Below are 23359 nucleotides of genomic sequence, written 5' to 3' on the forward strand. Positions count from 1 at the left end.
AATCAAACTGCCTTTACTTAAAATGTCATTATCGCTAACAACAAGGTTAAAATTATTTAACAGATAGCATCAGTTTATGGGGCGCTGTTCTTTGTTAAGTTTTATCTGCGCATCGCCAATACCACCCGTAACATCTGTACCGGCGATGGTTACGGTATACTTTCCATTAATATCCGAAGTGTAGAACGACAACTTTGCCTTGCCATTTATATCGGTATTAATATTAGGCTCCCAGAAAATAGTAGCCCTAAGGTCTAAGTTGTTATTGGGGTGTATGCTATTGTATTTTGGGCTGTAAAATTGCTGCGGATACATAATAGGCAAGGGGCGGTAACTGGTTGTGCCCGGCTTAAAGGGATTCATAAATCCGGCTTTGTTTAGTGTTTCTATATCTATTATCGCATAATTGTACGGAAAGCTCCGGTAATATTTGTATCTGCGCAGACGTGGGGTATTTTTACCTATTTCAAGTGATTTAAAGTTTTGAATTTTAAACTGGCTTATCTCTGATATCAACTCTTCAAGTGAGTTTGGATCATCTATATGCAGCAGCTCAAGTATTTCTCTACCATCAATAGTGAAATCTTTCCAATCTATAAAATAATCATCGTCAATTTTCATGACTATTCTACCTGCACGCTGGCGCCAGTCTTTTATAATTTTAAAACCAGGTATCTTTTGTTTCAATAATTCATAGAGGTTGGTAGTAGTTGACTCCTTAATGTCCTTCTCATCAAAGGCAAGGTCAGCCTCAGCTTTTAGCCAGCCGTCTTTTATTATTTTTCTTTGCTGTATTTTTACCTCTTTTAATACATTGCCTTTTAAGACAATGTCATCTTCATGGGCTAATTGTGTTTTGCGTTTTACAAAGTTTATCTGGGTAATGTCGGGGTTTACAAACCAGGGTAATATTGGGCTTGTTACGGTTTCGGGGATGCGGGGTTCTTTAAAACGGTCTACAGCCACATCGGCACTGATCATTTTTGTGCCGCCCTTATTATTGGCCTGCACAAAAAATGACCCGCTATCTATCTGCGGTAAATTTTTAAACTCGTACCTGCCGGCACTATCTGTAAGGGTAGTCAATAAAAACGCCGGTTTTTGCGACGACAAGATAACCTCTGCGCCCACCGCCGGTTTGTTGTTCAGTCGCGTTATTTTGCCGGTAACCTTAAAATCTTTTTCGGCGTTAAATTTGGGTGGGGAGGGGGCTGCAAAAACGTCTTTCCAGTCGTAAGCTGTCCATCCCTGGGTAAGCATCAGGTTGTCAAGCGCCAGCCAGGCATCTTTATCTTTGCGGTTGATGTAGTAGGCTGGCGTTTCTATACTGCCCTTAATTTCGGTATTGAGCAGCAACCCGGCCAATATACCATTGTTTCCTAAACTATCGGACTTAACCTGCGAGTCATCGGTAACCGCGAGCGAAAAATTGCCTTGAACCGGGAAACCGCTTTTGGTTTTTACTTCAATGTCAAGGCTTACACTATCGTGCTTGTTATAAATAGTTTTGTTGGGGCTGATGTTAATGTTTAACTGATCGTGATGATCTATAAATACCCGGCGCTCATTTAACGGTCGCAAGCCTTTAAATAACGTAAACCGCGCTATGCCCGTAGGAAACAAGTTTTTAGCTACGCTACACTTAGTTAGATTTGCCTGCACCGTTTGCGAATAATAGATAGTGCCTCTTGTAGTGCCAACAATATAGCAGGCGGTATCAGTACCCAAGGCATCAATTCCGGATAGATTGATGGCTATAATTTCAGACTGCTCGGGGTTATTAATTTGCATTACCGTGCCTTGTGCTTTTGCCTTAGGCAGCGGGTATTTTTTATCGCCCGATTGGTTTAATGTGGCAAAATACGCTTTACCATATTCTGGCATAAACTCAAACGCACCCATGCCGTTACGCAAGCTGATAAACGAAGTGATCTTATTACCCAGGCTATCAAGCAATGTGCCCGATACCGATATGCCGGCACCCTCCTCATCCAATGCCTTAAAGGCAACTTTCGATTTTATTCCCGCTACCAAATGGCCGCTTTCGGGTAAAAACTGCAGATCAATATTTTGATTGCGGTTAAGCAATAAGGGCAATCTTATCAACTTATATTTTTGATTTTTATCAAGCGTTATCAGCTCTACCCGCATACGGCGGCCGTTGAGTTTTTCTTTTAAAGAGGTGTTTATTTTAATGCTGCCGTCAAGGCCGGTTTGCAGTTCCTCTCTATATATCCAGGTTTGAAACTGGTGTGCTTCGGTACGTAGTTCCATTACCTTTACCTGTACCTTTTTTAAGGCAACCGGCGACAGGATATTATCGGGCCGATTAAGTTTAAGGTCGAGCTTTAAAACATCCTGTCCGTTTACCCGGGCAACACTGGCTTCTGACTTCACCAGCCAGGCATCCTCTGCCGGCAGGCCTAAATAAAGCCGCTGGCTGTAAAAGGTATCTTCGCCAAAATTTTGCATCCAGTTGGTATAGGCCCGCAAAGTAAAGCCCCCCTCATGAAATATCGTTGTTGGCAAGGGTATTTGCGCCCATGCTAAGCCATCTTTAACAGGTACACTAATGCGCCGCGATACCATGGCGCTATCGTCAATTAACTCTACATACAGCAAACCGCTTTTCTTTGATCCTATAAGTTTGTTATCGGTAACATAGGCTTTAAACCAAAGAGTATCGCCCATATTATAGTAGGGTTTGTCAAGGTGCAGGTAAACCTTCTCTACCGGCAGGCGTTTATTGAAACTATCTAACGGGGCAGTTATCAGCGCTAAACTTTTATCTGGTTTTATAAAGTATGGTAAGCCTGCTTCTGCCTGCGCGGCGTCAACTTTATAGCGGTACACCTGCCGGCCTAACTCGCCATCGGCATTAATACCTTCTATAATTACTTTGTAGTTGCCCGGGCCATCGGCGTTAAAAAAGTTAAAGGCAGCTTTGCCGTTAACATCCGTTTTTAAATATGGGTTCCAGTAAATTGTTGTTCGCAGATCAGGCAGTTTGCTTGAGCCCGGCTTATCATAACGCGGTTGATAAAACTCGCGCACTTTATTAAAGCCTTTGGGGCTTATGTTGGCAACGCTAGGCGTATAGTTTTTACGCACATAACCGCGCTTAGTCATAATCAATAAACCGGGGCCACCCATGCTTGAAAGCATAGACCCCAAAGTTCGTACAATTTCTATTTTATATATGGACTCCGGCTGCACCTGATAGCCCTCTAAAATTTCGGCAGCTTCATCTGGTTCAACTATTCGGCCATCAAGAATTACCTTCAAGGGCGAATAACCGCCGCCATAAGCATTCTTTATCCAGGGATAAGACGCAATGCCCCCCCATGGCTTAAGCATAGAGAAGTTTATCTTATGCGCCAACCAAAAGCCTAACGATGTTTGGATCGTATCATCCGGCGCTATGATAATCGTTTGGTCAGATAAACCCTCGGGTATCTTAAACATACCCTGATTACTATACGGTGGTGGTACTGGTTTACGAGCCTTGATCCGCACTTCGCGCAGACGATGCACTTTGTCTAACTGGCCGGTTTGCTCATAAATATCATCCAGCTTTTTGCCGTTGTCTATATATTCTTTTAGGGTTGCAGCTATATTGGTAGTTACATCACTCAGGTTAGGGTTAGCTAACACTTGCAAATTAGGCAACTGGTCAACCAAGATCTTTACCTTATCGGTATTTTTAGCGCCCCTTGCCTGTACGCTAAACTTAATGCTATCCGTCATAAATATACCGTCAAACTTAAAGCGGCCAACACTATCCGTTTCGGTAAATTTGGTAACACCTGCAATAACCGACATAAGCGTTACCGTAGCCTTTGGCAGCGGCTTGTTGCTTAAAGTAGTTACCCTACCGGTAATTTTAGCGCCCAGGCCTTCTACCTCAAACCTAGGTTTGGCTTTTGTAAAGCTTTCCAATTGTTTCCAGGCAAACCTGCGGTAGCCTTGGGTGAGCATCAGGTTGTCCAGCGCGCGGTTTACTTCTTCGGTTTCCTTGGTAAAATAATAGTTGGGGCGCTCCACATAACCTTTCAGATCTGACGTGAGCAACAGGTGCGAAAAGATCGTGCTCTCCCGGCTCTCTTCTATAGGCATCTTGCCTTCATCTACAACAGTTACAGAAAAGTTGCCTGCTGTTGGCTTGCCTTTACTGTCCATTGCCAATAGGTCAATTTTAACATGCTCTTTACTTTTATAAGTATCCTTAGCGGTTTTTAAATCAAGCGCCATTAAATCTTTACCGCGAATAAATGCTACACGTTCACTTAATGGTTCGCCATTACTGTTAAACAAGGTAAACTGGGCCACACCGCTTGGGAAGTTTTTCTTATCTATCCATACCGAAGTCATCGCTTTCTCAATTTTTACTGACGATGCAAATATGTTTTCGCCGCCGGTTTGGGCTATCAGGCCAACACTTTGAGGCTGATTTAACAGATTTGCCGAAGCATGGATGCGCACTAAAACACTGTCTTTACCGGGTTGATAAACATTTAACGTATAGCCATCGTCAACTGCTTTAGGCAGGGGCAGCGTTAATATATTACCATTTGGCAAACTTATACTGGTCGAATAACTTTTACCCGCCTGCGGCTTTAATACAAAGTTACCCATGCCCGCGTGCAGTGTCTCAAAAGACGCAACTTCCGCAGCCAACTCGTCAATTATTTTTCCTTTTATGCTGATGCCTAATCCGTCGACCCCGACAGCTTTAAAGCCAACCTTTGAGGTTATGCCATTCACCAAATTTCCACCCTCGGGGAAAAACTGAACATCTGTTTGCAACCGGCCCGCCTTAATGGCAAAATCTCTGACTATAGGATATTTATTTGAACCATCAATAGTAGCACGTATGTAGGCCCCGTTTAGGTTTGTCTTGTCGGCATTGTCTATTTTAATACTGACGCTACCTAAGGCATCTGTTTTGATGCTTTGATTCCACACCACTTTATTTTTTAGCACAATTTGGTAGCGCAGGTTGCGGTCGCCCAGGGCGCGGCCCTCGTCGTCTGTAAAATTGAGCAGCGCGGTGAGCTGTTGTTTGCCGTCGACGGTTCGGTATTGATAATCAGCTTTGGCTACCAGGTTTTGACTTAGCAGATCGCCTACGGTAAAAGTATGGTCAAAGAAATACTCGGGGCCGGCATTGCGCATCCATTGAGTGTGGGCTCGGATGCGGTAGCTTCCCTGCTTATAATCGTCAATCAAAACAAAATCGCCCATTACCATGCCGGCGGTTACCGGTAGCTTTAGTGCTTTTACTATCGAATCGCGCTCGTTGATCAGGTCCACATAAACAGCGCCGCTTAAAGCCGATAGCTGGTGACGGCTGCCGATGGTAACATACCCCTTAAACCAAATGGTATCACCAAGTGCATAATAGGGTTTGTCCATGTGCAGGTAAATTTTTTCCTGCGGGATGCTGTCTGTCCAGCGCTGCAGCTGATTTACCAGCTTATCAAAGGGACTGTCGTCGGTCTTACTGACGAAGGAAAAAAGGGCTAAAATTGCAAAAGATAAACTAAGCCTAAAGATCAGTTTATAATTGATCTTTAGGCGTTTAGCTAGCACCGGAAAGGTACGAGGGATAATCATGACTTAGGTTTTTAGGTATTGGTTGCTCTAATGTAAATACATTATCAGCTGCCTGCAACTCCTCCTCTTCACTATCTTTCAAAACTGACTTATAATGCCAATTTCAATATCACTTACCTACTTTTACGTCAGTTAATTACTGTACTGTATACCGATAAACTTTGCGGGCAAGCATCCCCTCTGCGTTAATGCCCTCAATGGTTACACGGTAAGTGCCGGTTTGGTCGCTGTTATAGTAACTTACCTTGCTGTGTCCTGTTGGGCCGGTTAATATCCTGGGGTTCCAGTAAACGGTACTACGCAAATCGGCAGCGGCAGGGTTATTTTGCGGTATATTGTACTTAGGTGCATAAAATTCGCGGACGTAATCATAACCCTTAGGCGCATAATGAACTATAGAGGGGTCGCTGCTTTTGCGGAAATTGCCGCTTTTGGTGTAAATGGCAATCACCGGCGGTGGTATCCTGGTATTTAATCTTGACAAGTTTAGCGGCCCCAACAGTTTAGCATTAATGGCATAGCTATCGCACGATACCACTACTTTAGCTATGTCTTCAGTATTGTTAATCAGTACAGACTGGTAGTAACATGGCTGTATCATCACGCTATCAATCAATATTACGTATTGCGTCTTTTGCTGAAATATAGGGATCCACAATGGCCCACCGCACTCGCCTGTGGTATCCAGTAATTGCTGAAACCTTACTCGGCTCCTGTTGGCTTCCTGCAAACATTCCCATAAGGAGGTGCACGGCATGCGGCTATCGGGCCTGAAAACCATATCGGCCTGGCTCTCGGTAATAGCGCCCGCGCCAAATTTGGGTTTCGCCGCACGGATACGTACTTCACGCAGCTCTTTCACCCGGCCCGGCTTACCTTGCTTTTGCATTTCAAGGTCTTGTTTTAGGCTGTTTTCCAAAGCAGTTTTTATCAGTGTCGGTATGTCGGCATTTACGTCGCCTATGTTTTTATTAAAGCTTATCACCGGCGGTGTCACCTGGTCTACAATGGTATTTACGCGTTTACCACCCTTAGCATTAGCGCCCTGCACGGTAAAGTCTATACCGTTTGTTATTAGCAGCCTGGTAAAAGCAAACCTGCCGTTTTTATCCGTTATGGTATCGCGGGTAAAGCCGGTTTTGTTGTTGATGATAATTACCCTGCCGCCGGCTACGGGTTTGTTGTCAAAGGTTACCACCTTACCGGTTATTTCGTTAATCAGCTTGTCGGCTTTATAAGTATTAGCGGGGCTCGTGTTGCTTAAAACGTCTGTCCAGTTAAAGCGGCGATAGCCCTGGGTAAGCATTAAAATATCCAGGTTGGCCTTTGTATCATCAGAAGGTTTAAAAAAGTAGTAGTTTGGTTTTTCTATATAGCCCTTAATGTCCGACGATAGCAGGATATGCGAGAAGATAGAGTTCTCGTTCGCTTCATAAGACGGTACGGCATCCTCGCTCATTACCGACATGGAGAAGTTACCACCAACGGGTTTACCCAAGCCGCTCAGGGCGTCAATATCAATGTCTATCTTTTCGCGGCGGGCGTATGCTTTTTTATTGCTGTTTATTTTCAGGTCGATATTGTCATTGTTCTGTATAAACACTACCCGTTCATTTAACGGGCTGCCACTTGCCGAAAACAAGGTCAACTGCAGTATCCCCGACGCAATTTCTTTAGTAGGCAAAGACACCACAGCCGAACCATTTTGAATGGGCACAGTCATAGAGAAATACACTTTGCCACCCATTTGGCCTATTAAACCCACTGTGTTAGCGGCCTTAGTTGCGCCAGTATTAATGCGCACTAAAACAGAATCTTTTTGCTGATTTAAAACAGATAATACGTAGCCATCATTAACCGCAGCGGGCAGGTTAACCGTGTTAGACGCGCCATCTGGGTAGGTTATGGTGGCGGTGTAGCTTTTGCCGGCCTGTGGTGTTAAGTAAAAATAGCCCATTCCCAAATGCTTTACATCAATTTGAGCTACCTGCTTGTTGTCGCTGTCATTGATCACCCCGGTTATAGCAACGCCCAGGCCGTTGGTGCCCGTGGCTTTAAAAGCCACCTTGCTTTTTACGCCGTTAATAAGACTGCCGCTCTCCGGAAAAAACTGCACATCCGTTTGCAGCGATGCTGTTTTGATTGGAAAAGTTTTAGGCACGGTTTCGCTGCCGGACAGGTTTACTTTTGTCATCAGATAGCTATTGCTTAACTCGCCCGGTTTTGCGTTGGGCAGGTTGATGCTTAGCTCGCCGGCTGCATTGGTTTTACCGCCCCCGGTTGCCAGTATCCTGTAACTTTCTTTAAGCTGATAACTTACATTTTTTGATACCAGCGGATTGCCTTTTTCATCAGTATATTTAAGTATAGCTTTAATGTTGGTTTTGCTGCTACTTTTGGTGTATACGTAATCTATTTTAGCAAAAACCGAGTTTGTGATAGAGTTGCCAATGGTAAAGGTTTTATCATAAAAATAGTCGGCACCGGCATTGCGCATCCATTGGGTGTAGGCGCGGATACGGTAGTTGCCCTCGCGCGTCAAGTCATCATCTAACACAAAGTTCCCTACAGACATACCTGTTGTAATAGGGAGTTTAAGTTGCTTGGCTATTGAATCGCCCTCGGTGATCAGATCAACATATAAAGCACCACTAATGGCCGATAGCTGGTTCTCGCTGCCGACAGTCACATAAGCTTTAAACCAAATGGTATCGCCTACCAAATAATAAGGCTTATCAGTATGCAGGTACACTTTCTCCTGCGGGTTTGCGTCAAACCATTGTTGCAGGCTGGCTACAACTTTATCTATGGGGTCCTCGGCCTTTTGAGTAAAAGCTAACAATCCAGCCATAAGGCAGCCTACTATAACAAGGGTGTAACGCGCTTTTATTTTCATGGCTTGGTGGTATTAGTGTTTATTTTTTGGGTGGCATCGCCTAAGCCACCACCTATATCAACGCCGGCAACTTTAATTGTGTATTTGCCCTTACTGTCTGATGTATAAAAAGATACTTTGGCTTTACCGTTGGCATCTGTAGTAACATTGGGCGCCCAAAATAGTGTCGAACGAAAATCAGGCTCTATAACAGGTGAGACTACATTATACATTGGGCTATAAAACTCCTGTGGACGCATTACAGGTAACGGGCGGTAAGTTACCGTGGCTGGCGACTCGTTGAAAAACCAGCCGTTACCATTTTTAGTAGTTATTTCAACCACAGTAAATGCTGGTGGGTCCATAGAAAGTACGTTTACACGTGCCTCTAAATAACCGGCCTTAAAGCCTGCTTTATAATACCAGCCACCACCACTTGACAATCCATAAGGATTACCGTCGGCATCATTAAGGTTGGCGCTTCTTAATTTATCTTCAGATGCTATGACGTCTATAGGTTTTAAATACATAAGCGTCCTTCGCCACTGTGGGTTATAATAAACAAGTGTGTTTTTCACGCTATAGTTAATCTCCATGCCTCTGTAGCCGGCTATACCAAATTTACGCAATTCTTCCCGCAGGTCATCGGGGGTCGAGTTTGGTCCAAGCTCAATGGGCAGGCCGCCACCATCAACATTTACAATTACGTAATTACCATTCCATTTTAAGGTTGGCATCAATTTGTCATAGGTTATGCGCAGGCCTTGCAACTTTTGTTCAAGCAGGTCAAGCAAATTTATTGTTGCAGATTGTTTGATATCGGCTTCGTCAAAAGACATATCTGAATTACCCGGGCCATTACGGTTAAATGATTCGGGGATTATTTTTTTTGATCTGATCTTTACCTCCTTAAGGACGTTGCCGGTAAGTTTTAAATCATCTTTGTTTCTGGCTATACGTTGTTTAATAAAGTTAAGCTGAGCGCTATCGGTATTAATATACCAGGGTAAGGCCAGGTTATTAAACGGAGGTACTGGCGGTGCCCTGAATTTCTCAACCGAGATATTGCCAAAAGCTCTTGCTTTACCTTTGTCGTTGTTAGTTTGAATGAAGAATGATCCGGTATCAATTGTCGGCAGGTTTTTAAAAACGTACCGTCCGCTCATATCCGTTGCGGTTTTAGCAAGAAACGAAGGTTTCTGAGACGATACTATAACCTCGGCATTGGGTACAGGCTTTTTACCCAAATTGGTGACTATCCCGGTTATTTTAAACTCTTTTTCGGCCTCAAACTTCGGTAGCTTTTTAGGCGCGAAAATATCTTTCCAATCATAACCTGTCCAGCCTTGGGTAAGCAGCAAGTTGTCTAAAGCCTGCCAGGCTTTGTTGTCCTTACGGTTAATGTAATATCCCGGGTTTTCTATGTAGCCTTTTAAGTCTGAGTTAAGCAGCATACTGGTCGCAATATTCTGGTTGCCTAAACTGTCGGCTCTCACCTGCGTGTCGTCCGTAACGGCGAGCGAAAAACTGCCTTTTAGAGGGATGCCGCTTTTGTCTTTCACCTCAATTTCCAACCCCACGCTATCCCGCTTATTATAGTTAGCCTTATTTGGGCTGATGCTGATGTTAAGCTGGTCTTTATTATCAATAAAAATCGCACGCTGGTTCAACGGCGTTTTCCCTTTAAATAAGGTAAACCTGGCAATACCTGTAGGAAAGAGGCTTTTGGCTATCGCGATATCGGGCTTTTTAGCTTCTACCTTTTCCGAGTAATAGATAACCCCTCTTGACGTCCCAATTAAATAAGCGGCGCTGTCTGTAGGCATTTTATCAAGCCCGGCTAACGCGATGGTTACATTATCGCCCTGCTCCGGATTATTAACATGCATTACCGTACCTGCCGGGCTAATTTTGGGCAGGGCTACCACTTTTGTAATAGGCTGCAATATTTTAGCAATGTAGGTCTCGCCGGCTTTTGGGGTAAACTCAAAGGAACCTATACCGTTATGCAAAGTAGTAAACGATACCACCTCATTACCATTGCCATCAAATACACCGCCCAGGGCGGCCATGCCTTTGCCATCTTCGCTTATAGCTTTAAAGCCTACAATTGATTTTAGGCCATTAACCAACTTTCCACCCTCGGGTAAAAACTGAAGGTCCATCTTTTGGTCACGGTTAATAGTTAGTGGTATTTGCACCACCTTATTGTTATCGCCTTTCTCCAGGCTGGTTATTTGCACACGCACCCGGGTGGCATCAGCTTTATCTTTTATAGCCTGCGATAGTTTGAGCGAACCATCCAGACCGGTTTGCATCTCTTCTTTATAAATGTAATGCCACTCGTCAAAAATCTTTACCTCCACCTTTTTTAAGGCCACCGGCGACGATAGTCCATCGGCACGGTTTAATTTAATATCTACTGATAACTGATTTTTATCGTCCACACGTTTTAATGCTGCAGACGACCTTACCAGCCAGGTATCCTCTGACGGCAGGCCAATATGGATCTGTTGGGTAAAAACATAATCTTCGCCAAAGTTTTGCATCCAGTTAGTATAGGCGCGTAGCGTGTGGCTGCCCCCTCTAAATATTTTATTGGTTAAAGGTATCTGTCCCCAACCAAAGCCATCCTTTATAGGTATGCTGATCCGGCGTACCATGTCAGAACTATCGGTATCCAGCTCTACATACAACAATCCGCTTATTCGTGATCCGGTAAGGTTTACTTTATCTAATAAATAAGCTTTAAACCAAAGCGTATCGCCAATGCTGTAATATGGTTTGTCGGTATGCAAGTAAACTTTTTCTGCCGGCTTCAGTGCATTTAAACTATCCAACGGGTCGCTTATCATTGCCAGGCCTTTATCAGCCGGGTTGGCACTTGCGGTGGTTTGTCCTTCGCCAACGGTGTATCTTAACACCTGGCGGCCCAGCTCACCATCAGCATTAATGCCTTCAACTATCACCTTATAAGTACCCGGCCCGTCGGCATTGTAAAAGCTGAACGCTGTTTTGCCGTTGGCTTCGGTTTTCAGGTAAGGGTTCCAGTAAATAGTAGTGCGCAGGTCAGGTATTTTATTGGCGCCCGGCTTATCATATCGCGGCGAATAGAACTCGCGCACTTTGTTGAAGCCTTTGGGCGCGGCGGTAGCTACGCTTGGGTTGTAAGCAGGTTTGCGCGCGGCGCCAACCCTAGTAATAATCATGATGGCAGAACCACCCAACAGGTTTTTCATTGCCATGTTTGACCGTACTACCATTACTTTGGCTACGTCTGTGGGCAGTATGCTGCCCACCAGTATTTCAGATATCTCATCCGGGCTGGTTATTTTTCTACCGTCCAGTATCAGCACCAAATCTGTTTCGCCTTTTGTGGAGGGCCGCATGTCTTTTATTTTGGTATAACCCATTTCCGAGATGATATCAATGCCTTGCAGTTTTGCCTGCAAACACATAGATAGCGTATTGCAATCTGCGGCCTCAGGGAAAGTAACGGTTTGGTCCGCTGATCCCTCCGGAATCCTGAACATGCCTTGCGGAGTTATGTCTCTATCAACCGAGGTTTTGGTGGTTTTAATATCAACTTGCTTTAAATATTGCATTGCTGACAATCCCTGTGCGGCTTTGCCCCCTTTTGCAATTATTTGTTCAATAATTGCACTGTTACGTGCAAAATCTGCCTTGTTTTTGCTAATACCTACCTTTGCTTTGGGCAGGCTGTCTAAAATAACCTTTACGCGGTCGTTGTTTTTATTACCGCGGGCCTGCACCGTAAACTTCACACTGTCGGTCATAAATATACCGTCAAACTTAAAGCGACCCATCGAGTCGGCAGTGGCTACTTTATTTACCCTGGCTTGTAACGACATCAGCATTACACTGGCATTGGGCACCGGCTTTTTGTTGAGTGTTTGTACCTGGCCGCTTATATCTATGCCCAAACCTTCTACTGCAAACTGGGGCTTAGCAGCAGCTGTTGCTGCAACTTCTTCTTTCCATACATACCTGCGGTAGCCTTGTGTTAGCATCAGGTTATCAAGCGCCCGGTTTACTTCGTCTGTTGGTTGGTTAAAATAATAATTGGGTTGCTCTACATAGCCCTTAAGATCTGATGTAAGCAGTAAATGGCTTAGTATGGTGGTCTCACTGTCCTCATCTGCCGGTACTTTGGTTTCGTCTACTACCGTTACCGAGAAGTTGCCAAAACTTGGTTTGCCCTCCCCATTTTGTGCCTGAAGATTAATTTTAACCGGTTCGCGGCTTTTATAGCTTGCTTTAGTGCTTTCCAGTTTAAGCTGTAATTGATCTTCGCCGCGAATAAAGGCTACACGCTCGTTTAAGGGCTCGCCCTTCATGTTATAAATAGTAAACTGTGCAATGCCCGACGGGAAGCTTTTTTTATCCAGCCATATGGAGTTTGTTGCCCCGCTGATTTTTATGGCCGAAGCAAAAACGGCTTCGTCGCTAGTTTGAGCTACCAGGTTAAGATCGGTCTGTACCAAATCCGACGATGCCATTACCCTTACCAGTATACTGTCTTTATTAGGTTGATAAACGCTTAGCACATAGCCGGTGCCATTTGCTTTTGGTAACTCTGCTGTTGTGGTTTTGCCATCGGCAAAGGTTATTTGCGCGGTATAACTTTTGCCGGCTTCGGGGCGCAGCGAAAAGCTACCCATGCCTGCATGCTGGCTTTCTATCTGCGCAACCTCTTTGCCTGTAGCGTCTACTACTTTGCCTTTTATAGCTACACCTAACCCATTGGCTGCAATAGCTTTAAATGCTACGCGAGACAGTATACCGTTTACCAGGCTACCACTCTCAGGGAAAAACTGCACCGCCGGTTGCCCGTGTTTGGCAGTTGCTGTCTTTTTGCTGAGGGCAGGGTTGCCTATGGTAATCGCTTTATCAAAAAAGTATTCTTCGCCGGCGTTACGCATCCAGCGGGTGTAGGCCCGTATGCGGTAGTTACCATCGGGTACGCCATCATCTGCAATAAAATTACCCATTACCATGCCCGTGGTTACCGGCAGTTTAAGTGAGCGAATGATAGAATCTCTTTCAGTAATTAAATCTACATACAAGGAGCCGCTTAGTGCCGATAGTTGATGATGGCTGCCAATAGTGACATAGCCTTTAAACCAAATAGTATCGCCAAGTGCATAATAGGGTTTGTCCAAATGCAGGTATACTTTTTCGGGCGGGATGTCGTCTGCAGCCTGTTTAAATGTGTGCAGTAGTTTACCAAATGTGCCATTTGCGTTTTTTACAAAAGCAAATGACACCGTTAGTAAACAGATTAGTGATAAGGTGATAGGTAGGTTTTTTATCTTCATGGTATTAGTATGATGCTGTATTATCGCGACGGCGAGACTAACACATCCAAATTAATAAGGCTTAAATCATGGCTTGCCGCCCCGACATTCGGCGTAATAAGAAGTGGAAAGGTTATAGCGAAAGGACAATAGCAAAAATAGGACCGCAACTGATTGACTATCAGTTTCATAAAAAACAAATTAGCAGCCGAAGGTAACGGGCGAAAGTCATGATTACAGGTCGAATTAGGTATTGATTGCACCAATGTAAAAACTTTATTACATCACTTGCAAGCAATATCAACTAAAGCACCTAAAAAATGACTTATAATGCTAGTTTTGATGGGGTTTGAGAGATGTCGGTGGGGCATTATACCGGCGCGGCTTTAACAGCCGCACCGGATAATTAACCAACTCAAACTAATTTGTCGTGATGCCAACCCCCTATTTTGGCTTCCTAAAATTAGCCTGTTTTCACAGGTGATAAGGTTTAGATTTTTGAAGGTAAATAATATCATAATATGATTTGTTGTTCATTTTGTTCACAATTTCGTTCACGCTGTAACTAACACTATTTCAACTACTATAATGTTAAGAAAACCGAATAATTAATCGGCTATATCAGTAGCGACAGCACCAGGCCATGAGCGATCTTTTTAATTGGTTTGTACCAAACATTTGCTACTTTGCAGTATAAACAACCAATTTAAACAACACTTATTTATTGCTTTACCGCATCCCAATATTATATCGGGCCGGCCTATACAATAAATAGCAAAATATATTTAATATGGCTAACTACCGCAGTACCGACTGGTTTGGCAAACGAGACAAAATGGGCTTTATATACCGCAGCTGGATGAAGAACCAGGGTATGCCCGAGGATATGTTTGACGGCCGCCCGGTGATAGGCATTTGCAATACATGGTCTGAACTTACCCCCTGCAACGCCCACTTGCGCGATATTGCCGAAAGTGTAAGGCGTGGCGTGTTAGAGGCTGGCGGTTTTCCGGTAGAGTTTCCGATTATGTCATTAGGCGAAACCTTATTGAAGCCTACTGCTATGCTTTTTAGAAATTTGGCTAGTATGGACACGGAAGAGTCTATCCGCGGTAACCCTATTGATGGGGTAGTGCTGCTTACTGGCTGCGATAAAACTACACCATCAACTTTAATGGGTGCTGCAAGTGTAGACTTGCCTACCATTGTAGTACAGGGCGGACCAATGTTAAACGGTAAATATAAAGGCCATGACATAGGATCGGGCACCAACGTCTGGACCTTTACGGATGATCTGAAAACCGGCAAAATGAGCTACGCAGAGTTTACTGAAGCCGAAAGCTGCATGTCGCGCAGCCCGGGACACTGCATGACAATGGGTACAGCGTCCACAATGGCCTGTATGGTAGAGGCGTTAGGGATGTCATTAAGTGGTGGTGCGGCAATCCCTGCGGTAGATTCGCGCCGTAAACGTATTGCACAGCTGTCCGGCCGCAGGATAGTGGAGATGGTAAAGGAAGACCTTAAAATGTCGAAGATTTTAACCCGCTCTGCTTTTGAAAACGCCATAAAGGTAAATGCCGCGGTTGGTGGCTCATCAAACTTTGTGATACACCTTACGGCAATTGCCGGCCGTATGGGGGTTGAACTTAACCTTGAAGATTTTGATAACCTGGGCAGCAAAATGCCATTACTGGTTAATCTTATGCCTAGTGGCAAGTATCTGATGGAGGATTTTTACTACGCCGGCGGCTTACCTGCCGTGCTTAAACAAATGAGCGGGCAACTGGATATGGATGTCCTTACGGTAACGGGCCAATCGCACAAACAAAATATTGAAACTGCCGGTGTAGTGTATAATGAGGAAGTGATATTCCCTTTTGATAAGCCGGTAATTGCCGAAGCCGGTATAGCTGTTGTTAAAGGCAACCTTGCACTTAATGGGGCAGTAATAAAACCATCGGCTGCTACACCTGCGCTAATGCAGCACCGTGGCCGTGCTGTAGTTTTTGAAAATATTGAAGACTACCATGCCCGTGTGGATGACCCCAACCTTGATATTGACGAAACCTGCGTAATGGTTTTAAAATGCGTTGGCCCGGTAGGGTACCCCGGCATGCCCGAAGTTGGTAACATGACACTGCCCAAAAAAGTATTGGCAAAAGGAGTAACCGATATGGTGCGCATATCAGACGGACGCATGAGCGGGACGGCCTTTGGCACAGTGATACTGCACGTGTCCCCAGAGTCGGCCATAGGAGGCAACTTAGGCTTGGTGCAAAACGGTGATATGATTGAACTGGATGTGGCAAATAAACGCCTGCACCTTGAAGTAACAGACGAGGAATTGGCAGAGCGCCGTAAAAACTGGGTAGCGCCACCATTGGCATCAGAGCGAGGGTACGTTAATTTATATGTTAACACCGTATTGCAAGCTGACAAAGGTGCCGATCTCGATTTTCTGGTGGGTGGTTCCGGGTCTGAGGTTTTGAGGGACTCGCATTAATCAACCCTGTCGTTCGAAATAAAACATAATAGATCCGGAATAGAAACATGGTAATCATCATCCTCCTCATCTGTATTATCACGCTTATTTTGCTGGTAACCTGGGCAAAGGTAAACGTGTTTCTTACTTTTTTAATCATCTCGGTAATGGCTGCGCTATTGCTCGGTATGCCTTTGCCAAACATCGTACAATCTGTTAATAAAGGATTGGGGGATATGCTGGGCTCACTGGTTATTGTCATTGTGTTGGGCGCCATGCTGGGTAAGCTGGTTGGCGTTAGTGGTGCAGCCCAAAAAATTGCCACATCTATGCGGCAGGCCTTTGGCGAAAAATACATTACGTGGGCCATGTGCGCTACCGGCTTTATCGTCGGCATACCTTTATTTTATAACGTTGGATTCTTTTTGCTGGTGCCTATTATTTTCTCTGTGGCCGGCAAGTATAAGTTACCTTTGGTATATGTAGGTATCCCGATGCTGGCATCGCTGTCTGTAATGCATGGTTTTTTACCCCCGCATCCGTCGCCAATGGCCTTGCTGGTGCAGTTTCATGCTGATATATCTAAAGTATTTATTTACGGCTTTATAGTGGCCATACCTACCTGTGCCATAGCGGGGCCGATATTTGCCAGGACGCTGCGTAGAATGTACACCAATTCGGCCATCGCTAATTCTGTGCAGGACATCCCTGATGAAAAACTGCCCGGTCTGGCTAACAGTATCCTGTCGTCTTTATTACCGGTAATTATTATCGGCCTGAGTACTTTGGTGGTGCGCTTTAGTGGTGATAACAAAACGTTGAAAGACGTCGCCGCCTTTTTAGGCGACCCTAACATTGCCCTCATGGAAACTATCGCCATAGCAACGTATTCGTTGGGGATGCGCATGGGCATGAAGCTAAGCGAAGTAATGAACGTATATGCCGACGCTATTAAAGAAATAGCTACTATAATGCTCATCATTGGTAGCGCGGGCATTTTAAAACAGGTGTTGCTGGATAGCGGATCCAGCGCGCAAATTGCTGATTCTTTGCAGGGCCTTAACCTGCCACCTTTGCTATTGGGCTGGATCATCGCTGCAATATTAAGGTTATGCTTAGGGTCTGCAACGGTGGCGGGTTTAACCGCAGCAGGCATCATCTACCCATTGATGCAACAAGTGCCGGCCGACCCTAACCTGATGGTGCTATCCATTGGCGCGGGCAGTTTATTTTGCTCACACGTAAATGATACCGCCTTTTGGGTGAACAAAGAATATTTCGGTATGACAATGAAACAAACCTTTATGTCGTGGTCGCTTATGGAGACTTTAGTATCTGTGATAGGCTTGTTAGGGGTGCTTATATTGAACACATTAATCTAATAATTTTGATATTTTTGATAACACCATTACAAATCATGAAGAAGATATTTTTAACCATTTTATTAGGAGCGGCGCTATCACCGGCCTTCGCCCAAAAAACCAAAGACAATACGCTAACAAAAAAAGAAGCCGGCGAAAAATGGAAGCTGCTATTTGACGGAACTACTGCTAAAGGCTGGACCAACAGCGAGGGCCAACCCCTTACCGCGGCACCCGGCGGCTGGGAGATTATTAACGGCGCACTTACTTTAAAAAAGGATGCCAAAGGAGGAGATATTTTTACAACCGAAGAATATGAAAATTTTGAGTTTGTAGCTGACTTTAATATTGAGCCGGGCACCAACACCGGTATAAAATACCTGTTTCATAAATATGATAAAGGCGGCAACCTGGGCTGCGAGTTTCAGATTATTGACGATGTTTTAGGCGAGGACAACAAATTGGCCGACCACCTGCTGGGATCATTTTACGATGTACTGCCACCTGTTGAGGCCAACAAAAGAGTTAACCCACCGGGCCAGTGGAACACCATCCGGGTGCTGGTAAAAGGCAATAACGTACAACATTTTGTAAACGGCAAAAAGGTATTAGAATATACCCGCGGCAGCGAAGCATTTTTAGCCGGCGTTACCGACAGCAAATTCAATAAAGTTGAACCGACCTTTGGTACTGTAGAAAAAGGCCGCTTTATGCTACAGGACCATCATGGCCCGGTTAAGTTTAAGAATATTAAGGTGAGAGCGCTGTAAGGGCTTTTAATCTAAAGGCTGCTGGTAGCCAGTAATGGTCGGAAGGTTTCTTCCGACTTTCTGTTTTAACGAGGGTGATTTATATAAATATTTTATAATCGGATCTTTATCTCGTTAAATCCGGGCGAATCTATGGTGGTCAGTGGCCGTCAAGTTCAGCTCTACACGTATTCCCACCAATAAAACCCGCAAAAAATATTATAGCGAAGAATGGTAGAACCACTTTTCGGCTTGTCGTAATCAAGAGCAAGGGCGAAAATGAGAAAGAATATAGCTATTGACTAATGAGTTACAATACTCAGCGGCGGAGATTTCCATAGCATACAAAAGCGTTGGGATATAAAGTCTTTTTTCGCCTCATCAAACCGGAACTCAATGCAAGACATCTTGTTTCGCTTAACAAAATAGGGATACTGGTAATCTTGTACATGACACTGATCGTTGTAATGATGCTGTAATGTATAAAAAAGCTAACATCAAGTAAGAGATCTAACAATCAAATGGTCATCAAACAATTTGGTCGAGCCCCAAGCCTTCTTTTTTTAAACATAAAAAATGGCGGAATTTCTTCCGACCATGGCTGGCCTCAATGCTGGCCTGTTTTGTATGAATTATTCTATTATTTACTGCCGGCCTTTTTAACTGCCGGTTTTGTAGATGAAGCCTTGCTATCGAAATAAAACTTAGCAAAGTAGGCTTCAGGGTTAAACTCAAGGGATTTAGTATACCATTCTTCTGCTTTGGGTATGTCTTTATCACGATATTGAGAATAATTACCCAAGTAACCATAAGCTTCGGCAATGCCGCGTTTCTCAGCCGCTGTTGGCGTAGCTTTAGCTGTTAATAGCGTTACAACTCTCTCATAATGAGGTTTTGCAATCCCTTTAAAATTTGAATAATCAGTATCTTTTTCGTCTGCTATATAGGCTCTATACTGAGTGGCCTGATAAATCGGCGATGCAGCTTTTTGCTCTACAAAGCTCAGGGCTGAATCAGCTTTAGTAAGCCAAGTTGAATCTGGCTTAATTTCCTTATTGGTTTTAGCCGCTCTTGATTGACCTTTAAAGGCTTGATAGGCACTAACGCCATAGTAAAAACGCTCGTTTAACAATAATTTTCCTTCAGACTTTTGAAACATTTTCTCATAAGCAGCCGCCGCTTCTGCCCATTTGAATTTAGCTCTGTACATAGTAGCTATGTCAGAGTAAATTTCGTCAGCGCTTGTGCTATCTAGTTCAGCAGCCTTTTCAAGATTAGCAACCGCTTTAGTAGTATCTTTTCCTGATGCTAACTGAATACGGCCCAAGTAAGTGTAATCTCTTGGCAAAATACGTTCCGGTGTCGCTTTTGAAAACCAGCTATCCAATGCAGTTTGAGCCGCCGGGTAATCCTTATTTTCATAAGCTGCATAACCTAAATAGCGGTAAATACGAGCATTAACTGAGGCTGACTTAGAAAGCTTAGTTGCAACCTCCTGTAAAGTGGTGTAATCACCTGCGTTTACTAAAAAGTCAGCGTAACGCAATAACGACTCCACAGATTCGTCTGTTAAGCTTATGTATTTTTTATAATTCTCTACCGCTAACTTAATCTTCTCAGACGCAACCTTACGGTCTCTTTGAGCCTGAGTTTTTTGGGTCTCAGCCAACTCTCGATAAGCTGGACCAAAATTAGGGTCGATAGCTAGAGCCGATTGAAATTGTTTCTCAGAGTCATCAAAGTTGTTTGCATATCTCCACAACACACCTGTTGCAACATTTGCAGTCGGCGATTTTGGATCAAGCGTTAAAGCTGCCTGATAAGCATCGTAAGCATCATTACTTTTTAACTGAGAGCGGTATGCGTTACCTAAGGCTACCAAAACATCGGCATCTTTAGGGTTGACAGTTTTACCCTTAGTTAAAGCATCGATAGCTGCGTTTGCTTTTGCAGGCGGAAATTTGCCGTCTTTAGCATCAAGCAAATAAGCTTTACCAATGTATAAGTACGGACGGCTATCTTTTTTTGCAGTTAATTGTATAGCCTGGTTAAAGTTTGAAGTAGCGCCTGTAGCATCATTTGCTGCAAGGGCAACCGCGCCTAAACCTACGTAGCTTATAGCTGATTTTGGATCAGCAGCTAAACCTTTAGTAAAGGCTGCTTTGGCAGAATCCGCATAATCCTGCGTAAGGTAAACCCAACCCAGGTAGAAGTAATTTTCATCACTCGGTTGCGTATTTACCAAATTCTTAAGCATTCCATTTGCTTTCTGATATTGCTCTGCATCGATAGCTTTCTTGGCGTCAGCAAGACTTTGCCCGAAAACAGCTGATCCGATAAGCATCAGCCCCAATGCCGTATTAGCTATTTTAGTGATCATTTTCATTTTCATTTATTTAGATGTTTATTTATAGATTCTTTTTGATGTTAATTTCCCTTGACGGTATTGAGTCTGGTAAAATACCTGATCTCAAAATGATCCGCTGTCCTCTTTGACTCAATACAAACTGTCCAAATCCAGAAGCTAAGCCCATTTTACCGGTACAGTTTATCAAGAATAGATCCCTCACCAGCGGATATTGTTTGAGCGCTATGGTAGTTTGAGATGGCTTAAAGTATTGATCAGGGGCATCTTTACTATTCTCATCCTTTACCGCAACTATCTTTACTTTATCTACCGCAGCCGCATAATCTTTACCCGGATCATTTAACCAAACAAAGCCCGTTATGCCAATTGCCTGCGGGTGCTGACTAATATACTTAATAACTTCCTTATTGTTTTTGACTGCAAAAAGGTTCTTAAGTTTAAAATCTTTTATGCCGGTAAACTCTTTCAAATAACGTACTAAACTTGAGTTTGCATTATCAAAAACGATATCAGTACCCGTTTTAGTCTCTCCGTTAAGTATTTTCTTTATTTCATTAACGGTAATCAAGGTATCTGCCGACGATTGGTTCACTATAAAAGTAACAGCATCAAGCGCAAACCTATTAGTTACTGGCGGCAGCGTTCTGTCTTTAAATAGTTTTTCCTCTGCGGCACTAAGCTTGCGCGACAAAATAGCAAATCTGATGCTGTCATTTAACAGCAAACGCAAAACACTATTCTCTGTCTGGTAAGAAATATCGAGCGTAGCCTTAGGGTTTAAATACTGAAACACATAAGCCTCTTCATCAACAATGGGTTGAAAAGACTCATCAGCTATCAATTTAACCCTGCCAGCCGCAACAGTTTCTTCTTCGGAAGTTTTTGAATTATTTTGGTTACAGGCCGTAAAACCGGCAATTACTACAAAACTTAACAGTAAATAGCGTAAGCTATTATTTATCATCATCGTCTTTTTTTAATAAGCGCGAGAAGCGCAACACAGAATAGATAATTATTAAACCGCCAAACAAAGGCTTGGTGTAGCCGCCATCGTCCGGTAATACTAAATCTGTAAAAATCACCATTAGGCCAAGGCCCAAAAAGCATATAAATGTGATAGCTCCTAAAATAAGCAGAAACCGCCTTTTGAGCGATTTCTGCTTATTGATAAAATCTGATGACATATTGTCTGGTTATTCCGTCTCTAGCGTAAACGCTATTGGCACGGTGTAAGATACACGAACCGGGCGGTTATTTTGAATACCTGGTTTCCACTTCGGTGATTTTTTCAATACACGAATAGCTTCTGCCTTCAACGTCTCACTCGGGCCACGTACCGCAACAACATCAGTTAAGCTACCGTCTCTTTCTACAACGAACGAGCAGATTACTTTACCGCTCACACCGTTTTCACGGTCAATCGGTGGAAATTTGATATTGTTACCTAAGTATTTACTAAAAGCCTCTAAACCTCCAGGGAACTCAGGTTGTTTTTCTACCTGGCTAAATATCGTGTTCTCGTCCTCAGTAACCTGTTTTGTGTCAGAGTTACCCACCGGCTCGTCAATACGAACTTCAGCAGTAGGGTCGCCTTTCTGATCTTTTTGACCAGGGTCGGCACTCTTTAAATCTGCCTGCGTAGGTGGTTCTTCAATTACCTCGTTATCCGGCTTTACAATCGGCGGAGGGAATTTGATTTGATCCGTCCTTGGCTTAGGCGGTTCTGGTGGTGGCGGCGGAGGTAATTTTTTTGCATCAACCGGAGGTGGCGTTAATACCACGTCGGTGATTTTTACCTTCACAGGAGCCTTAGGGATAAATCCCTGAATAGCATTGATAATTGTTGGTAACGATATGGCAAACACAAAGAAAGCGGCACCGAATAAGAAAGCCCGGCCAGTACGTCCGGCGTTTTTCTTTCTTAACTCATACGCACCGTAAGCTTTGTTTCTATCGTTAAAAACAACGTCAATCCATTCCTGCTTTAAAATGTCTAATTTTGATCCAAGCATTATTTCAAGCTTTAAAATTTACGTTAATTTTATTAATATGCGCCATCGCGCTTCAACAGCTCAACCTCAATAGGTGTGATATCTACAATAGCTCTTTGTTGATTAGCTACGATATTTAACTCATCCATCATAGTTACCATATCCACGTAAGTTGATTTATCGCTTGGCTTAACCAAAACGATCATCTCTTTACCAGATGCTGCCAACACTTTTTTATTTTGCTCTATCAAAGCTTCGCGCATTTGCTTGCTATTACCCAATTTAACCACCGTTGGCGATGTTAAAGGATTTTGAGGCAAACCCATGTACCATTCGGCTTTGTTACCGCTTCCTAATAATACCGTCATGGTACGGGTTTCGGGTACGGGCAACTGATTGTTGTTTTTCTCGTCCTTGTCCGGCATGGTTAGGTCCAATGCTTTTGGTTTTTGCAATGTCGTGGTCAGGATAAAGAAGGTGATCAATAAGAACGCCAAATCCACCATCGCGGTTAAATCCACCCTGGTGTTCTTCTTCTTGGTTCTTACCTTGCCGCCGCCTTTTTTACCCCCGCCGGAGGTATCTAATTCTGCCAT

The 23359-nt window shown here is 43.8% G+C and carries 11 protein-coding genes; 3 read left to right on the forward strand and 8 right to left on the reverse strand.

All coding sequences use genetic code 11. The features are described 5' to 3' along the window. Positions 1 to 69 precede the first annotated feature (69 nt). From ACFSYC_RS00885 to ACFSYC_RS00895, 3 genes are all read right to left on the reverse strand, one after another. Positions 70 to 5616, reverse strand: coding sequence for a carboxypeptidase-like regulatory domain-containing protein (locus ACFSYC_RS00885; RefSeq protein ID WP_377122447.1), 5547 nt, complete (start codon positions 5614 to 5616; stop codon positions 70 to 72). A 136-nt stretch (positions 5617 to 5752) separates the two neighbouring features. Further along, positions 5753 to 8512 (reverse strand): carboxypeptidase-like regulatory domain-containing protein, encoded by a 2760-nt coding sequence (locus ACFSYC_RS00890; RefSeq protein WP_377122450.1) that lies wholly within the window; start codon positions 8510 to 8512, stop codon positions 5753 to 5755. Next, positions 8509 to 13830, reverse strand: a complete 5322-nt coding sequence (locus tag ACFSYC_RS00895; RefSeq protein WP_377122453.1) for a carboxypeptidase-like regulatory domain-containing protein — start codon at positions 13828 to 13830, stop codon at positions 8509 to 8511. Before ACFSYC_RS00895 ends, ACFSYC_RS00890 begins: the two co-directional genes overlap by 4 nt. Before the next feature lie 769 nt (positions 13831 to 14599). Between ACFSYC_RS00895 and ACFSYC_RS00900 the strand changes: the two genes are divergently transcribed. Genes ACFSYC_RS00900 through ACFSYC_RS00910 form a run of 3 tightly spaced genes read left to right on the forward strand, consistent with a single transcriptional unit; the run spans position 14600 to position 18425 of the window. Further along, a complete protein-coding gene (locus ACFSYC_RS00900; RefSeq protein ID WP_377122456.1) occupies positions 14600 to 16315 on the forward strand; it encodes an IlvD/Edd family dehydratase in 1716 nt (571 codons plus the stop codon). Between the two features lie 47 nt (positions 16316 to 16362). Then, positions 16363 to 17676, forward strand: a complete 1314-nt coding sequence (locus ACFSYC_RS00905; RefSeq protein WP_377122459.1) for a GntT/GntP/DsdX family permease — start codon at positions 16363 to 16365, stop codon at positions 17674 to 17676. 35 nt (positions 17677 to 17711) lie between these two features. Then, positions 17712 to 18425 carry a 3-keto-disaccharide hydrolase gene (locus tag ACFSYC_RS00910; protein ID WP_377122462.1) on the forward strand — a complete coding sequence of 238 codons (714 nt, stop codon included), beginning with the start codon at positions 17712 to 17714 and terminating at the stop codon, positions 18423 to 18425. A gap of 619 nt (positions 18426 to 19044) precedes the next feature. On the opposite strand, the gene ACFSYC_RS00915 is transcribed toward ACFSYC_RS00910, so the two are convergent. The 5 genes from ACFSYC_RS00915 to ACFSYC_RS00935 are packed head-to-tail and all read right to left on the reverse strand — an operon-like array spanning position 19045 to position 23359. After that, positions 19045 to 20790 (reverse strand): tetratricopeptide repeat protein, encoded by a 1746-nt coding sequence (locus ACFSYC_RS00915; RefSeq protein WP_377122465.1) that lies wholly within the window; start codon positions 20788 to 20790, stop codon positions 19045 to 19047. A 22-nt stretch (positions 20791 to 20812) separates the two neighbouring features. Continuing rightward, a complete protein-coding gene (locus ACFSYC_RS00920; RefSeq protein WP_377122468.1) occupies positions 20813 to 21739 on the reverse strand; it encodes a PstS family phosphate ABC transporter substrate-binding protein in 927 nt (308 codons plus the stop codon). After that, on the reverse strand, positions 21726 to 21956 hold the full coding sequence (locus ACFSYC_RS00925; RefSeq protein ID WP_377122471.1) for a hypothetical protein: 231 nt from the start codon (positions 21954 to 21956) through the stop codon (positions 21726 to 21728). Before ACFSYC_RS00925 ends, ACFSYC_RS00920 begins: the two co-directional genes overlap by 14 nt. Positions 21957 to 21965: 9 nt before the next feature. Continuing rightward, positions 21966 to 22784, reverse strand: coding sequence for an energy transducer TonB (locus tag ACFSYC_RS00930; RefSeq protein ID WP_377122474.1), 819 nt, complete (start codon positions 22782 to 22784; stop codon positions 21966 to 21968). Positions 22785 to 22816: 32 nt separating this feature from the next. Then, entirely contained in the window at positions 22817 to 23359 is a 543-nt protein-coding gene (locus ACFSYC_RS00935) for an ExbD/TolR family protein (protein WP_377122477.1), read from the reverse strand.

The organism is Mucilaginibacter antarcticus, from assembly GCF_042686155.1.
In the GTDB taxonomy this organism is placed as follows: Bacteria; Bacteroidota; Bacteroidia; order Sphingobacteriales; family Sphingobacteriaceae; genus Mucilaginibacter; species Mucilaginibacter antarcticus.